The sequence below is a fragment of the Sulfuriflexus sp. genome (assembly GCF_032250955.1).
In the GTDB taxonomy this organism is placed as follows: Bacteria; Pseudomonadota; Gammaproteobacteria; order AKS1; family AKS1; genus Sulfuriflexus.
In genome coordinates this window covers 1-4,042 of record NZ_JAVVES010000114.1, presented here as the reverse complement: position 1 = coordinate 4,042, position 4,042 = coordinate 1, and the positions used below count along the sequence as shown (strand labels likewise).

General features: G+C 47.8%; 3 protein-coding genes. All 3 read right to left on the bottom strand.

Annotated features, from left to right (window positions below; translation table 11 throughout):
* Positions 1 to 335 precede the first annotated feature (335 nt).
* The 3 genes from RQ738_RS13265 to RQ738_RS13255 all read right to left on the bottom strand — a co-directional run bounded on the left by RQ738_RS13265 (position 336) and on the right by RQ738_RS13255 (position 3,688).
* Positions 336 to 1,643 (bottom strand): sigma-54 dependent transcriptional regulator, encoded by a 1,308-nt coding sequence (locus tag RQ738_RS13265; RefSeq protein ID WP_314165783.1) that lies wholly within the window; start codon positions 1,641 to 1,643, stop codon positions 336 to 338.
* A gap of 547 nt (positions 1,644 to 2,190) precedes the next feature.
* The gene (locus RQ738_RS13260; protein ID WP_314165782.1) at positions 2,191 to 2,808 is read right to left on the bottom strand and encodes a response regulator transcription factor; all 618 of its coding nucleotides are present in this window, start codon (positions 2,806 to 2,808) and stop codon (positions 2,191 to 2,193) included.
* The gene (locus RQ738_RS13255; RefSeq protein WP_314165781.1) at positions 2,798 to 3,688 is read right to left on the bottom strand and encodes a HAMP domain-containing sensor histidine kinase; all 891 of its coding nucleotides are present in this window, start codon (positions 3,686 to 3,688) and stop codon (positions 2,798 to 2,800) included. The genes RQ738_RS13260 and RQ738_RS13255 overlap by 11 nt, the downstream gene beginning before the upstream one ends.
* Between the last annotated feature and the right edge of the window lie 354 nt (positions 3,689 to 4,042).

The window sequence follows — 4,042 nt, the reverse complement described above, 5'->3', positions numbered from 1 at the left end:
CACCTTGGCGGACTGGATCTTTATCCTGATGGTGTTATACGGTAAATCTTACCCACCACATCTGGGGAAGAGCCCTTCGCGTTACTTTGCGTCATTTGTGGTTATAAGGATAAGGGATAGGAGTCGCCGAGCGTGATGGTTCACTGGAACAACGAGCCGCGACGTTAGGAGTAAGGGGTCGGAGTCGCGTGAATGTGATGGTTCGCTGAAACAGCAAGCCGCGACGTTGGCAACCAGGTCAAGAGTTACTGTAGACGGCGACTCCGACCCCGCTGGTGAGAAGCATGTGTAGACAGCGACTCCGACCCCGCTGGATTGTGGGAGAGAAGATACGGCTAGATTGAAATGGAGTGCTTTTCCATCAGGCGATAAAGTGTCACTCGCGAGACATCCAGGGTCCTGGCTGCCTGTGAAATATTGTTTCTTGATTGTCTGAGACTGTTGATGATCGCTTCAACCTCGGCATTGCTTCGCGCAGCATCAATAGTAAGGATACGACGTTTCCCCGTCGAGCGTCTTTCCAGCCCAAGATCAGTTGCGCTGATCAAGCGACTCTCGCACATCAGCATGGCCCGCCTTACTTTATTAATCATTTCGCGAACATTCCCGGGCCAGGTATAGTCATTCATAGCCCGTAATGCCTGCTGACTAAAGCCGATTACCCCATTGCCGGCCTCACTGTAAAACTTGTTAAAGAAATACTTTGCCAGTACCTCGATATCCTCGACGCGCTCGCGTAGCGGTGGCACCACCAGGTTGACCACATTCAAGCGGTAATATAAATCTTCCCGGAAACGGCCTTCCTGTATGGCCTGTTCCAGGTTCACATGGGTAGCGGCGATCACCCTGACATCGACATGCAATGAACTGCTGCTGCCTACGCGTTCGATTGTTTTTTCTTGCAGGAACCTCAACAGGCTGGTCTGCTGTTCGAGCGGCAAGTCGCCGATTTCGTCCAGAAACAAGGTGCCGCCACTCGCGGCCTCGATTTTGCCGATCTTACGCTGGTAAGCACCGGTAAATGCACCTTTTTCATGTCCAAACAGTTCCGTTTGAATCAGCTTATCCGGCAATGCGCCGCAATTCACAGCCACAAACGGAGCATTCCTGCGCCCGGATCGCTCATGAATGGCCAGCGCCGACAGTTCCTTGCCTGTACCGGATTCACCGTTAATCAATACCGGTGCATCCACCCTGGCTAACTTACGGATATTCGAGAACAGGCTTCTCATCGCAGGGCTCGTGCCAACCATCTCGTCCTCATTCAGCAGACACAGGTTTTCATCTGCAAAATTCTTTTTCAGAGTAGACATGCCATAGGCATGACCGAGAGTATTGAGGAGAATCCCTAACTGCGTTGGCAGGGTGTGATAGTCGTAAAAGCCATTCAATATCGCCTTTTTGCATTGTTCCTGCTTGAGTTGATCTTGTTGACCTAGAAGCGCCACCCACTCGGCGTGACTGCTAATAATAATATTTTCTGTTTGCTGTACCTGCTTCGGGTTTGTGAAATCAATGTGCGCCAGACCGACTTTATAGTCATGCCTATCGAGCAATTCCAGTGCATCTGATTCTGAATATGCAGAATGCACATTCCATTGATTGTTATCAATTCTCTCCAAGGACTCCTCATGTATTCGCATGGGATTCCAGTAAAATATATTTCTTGTGCCATTCCCCATTTCAGTACTTCCCTTATCCGCGGCATCACTGGGTGCCTAGGCTATATACCGGGCCGCTTTTATTGAATACGCAAAAGTACTTTTGCCCCCCTCAGGAAAACGCTGATTTATTTTACCGTCGCCATTGCCGGGCAGGCAGGCATCCACTGCACCGTCATTCCCGTGCAGGCGAGAATCCATGAATACCTTAAAGCGTCATGCATTGGATTCCGACCCTTCGCTTCGCCACGGCCGAAATGACGGCAGGGTGGATTGCTTAGTGAATTGGTGGAGTTCAGGCTGGACTGGTGGCGTGCGAGGTGGGTTGGTGGAGTGAAGGGTGGAACCTGTAATTCAGGAGAATTTGACTTGCGCCATCCCCGTCATTCCCGCGCAGGCGGGAATCCATGAATACCTTAAACGCCCTGCACCGGATTTCGGCCTTCGCTTCGCCACGGCCGGAATAACGGTGGTGATGAATAATGGAATGACCGATTGGTAAATTAGTGGCTTGAGCAGAATGCCCCTGTTATTGGTACATATTTGCTTCTGACGCTGTCATGCCTGCACGGACGACATCTGAAATAGTATGCGCCTGAAGTTTTTCCATCACCTTCGCACGATGCAGTTCAACAGTTCGCGGACTGATATTAAGCTTTCTCGCAATTTCCTTGTTTTGCAAGCCATCGACAAGAAGCTCCATGACCTGCTTTTCCCGGTTAGTCAGCCGCGAGATCAGCTCCCCGACCCTGTCCCGATAAAGTGATCTTTCCTGGTAGTCAACACAATTAGCCAGGCAGCTTTTTACCGTTGCCAGCAGTTTGTCACTATCAAACGGCTTCTCAATGAAATCCAGCATGCCATCCTTCAGGGCTTTTACCGCGGTATCTACATCTGCATGCCCCGTTATCATAATGACAGGCAGAAACAGCGAACGTCTCTCCATCTCTTCATACAATTGAAGACCATTCATGCCCGGCATGCGCATATCTACGAGGACGCAGCCTTTATCTTGCATATTTATAACATCAAGAAAATCCTCGGCGCAGGAATAAACTTCACTTTCAATACCTTCTAATTGCATAAGTTCTGAGAGTGTAATCCTGATTGTTTCATCGTCATCAACTATATGTACTTTAACGTTCATAATATTTAACTTCCTTTTTTTCAGTTCCCAGTGTCAAGTAAAATGTACAACCCTCGCTCGGCGAAGTACAAAAGCTGATATTTCCACCATGGGCTTTAATGATGTCCCGACTGATAACCAGTCCCATGCCGACCCCATCGGGCTTGGAGGTATAAAAAGTATCGAATGCATGCTCCGCCTGATCGCTAGTCATTCCGGGGCCGTTATCCTTAATGCTCACAATTACCTCATCATTCAGGCGACCTGCATATATGAATAGTTTCCTGTTTTCTGCACTTACGTCCTTCAGGGCATCAATGGCATTTCTTATAAGATTAATAAATACCTGTTCCATGAGAATCTTGTCTATCTCGAGCTCGAGTCCTTTTTCGAGATCTATGACTATATTCACATTATTCAGTCTGGCTTCAACATCGATTAGTTCAATCACCTCCTGCATCATGCCCTCAATTGAGACGGTTTCTGTCTGCAGTGTATTTTCAGTCGAAAAACGCTGTAAGCCGCGAATCATTTTGCTGATTCGTTTTGCCTGGATTCCAATATTCTGTAATGAATGTTCAATGTCGTGCATGCCCTCCTTGCTCGCTGAGACCCTTCTTCTTGCTGATTCGGACAGGAGAGAAATCGCTGTCAGCGGCTGTTTTAGTTCATGGAGTATTTCGGTCATCAACTTGTCGACAAAGTATTCAGGGGAGGCCTCTGATACCTTGTTCTGCTGACTACGCGGGGTCGTGGGCAAGTAATTCAGTTGATGGTGAGAATTATCCGGTTGCAGGCTGACCACTGTGCCCGTACTTGAGTTCTTATGCGCAAACGGCGTGGGGCTACAAGCCGGGTAGAGAGAGGCGGTTGTTGATAGTGCTGATCGTGGTTTATCCATTACGGATCCTCCTTGCGCTTACTGCCCGTTAAGCAACAGCCTGCACTCAGCTAACCAATGTCAAAATTCACCGGCTGCCTGAAGTCGCTGGCTAACGGTGCAGTAAAATCCTTCTACAACTTACCCTCAGAAGGGTAGCAACATTATTAACGTGTTTTTTCTTTGATTACAACCTAATACATCAGCAATCAAGGATTAAATGCTAATAGTGCTTATAACTGATTGAAAATATGTACTTCTACTTAACGAATACCACATCTACAAGCGAGTTTTGCCCGTATTTATTAGTGTACTTTTCTTAAGTGTATTAATGCTTCTTTAATCAAGAGGAAAAAAAATCGGCCCATAAGGGGG

Bases quoted from the DNA above. Each gene is read 5' to 3' on its own strand.
- RQ738_RS13265 (WP_314165783.1), bottom strand. From the start codon at position 1,643: ATGCGAATACATGAGGAGTCCTTGGAGAGAATTGATAACAATCAATGG.
- RQ738_RS13260 (WP_314165782.1), bottom strand. From the start codon at position 2,808: ATGAACGTTAAAGTACATATAGTTGATGACGATGAAACAATCAGGATT.
- RQ738_RS13255 (WP_314165781.1), bottom strand. From the start codon at position 3,688: ATGGATAAACCACGATCAGCACTATCAACAACCGCCTCTCTCTACCCG.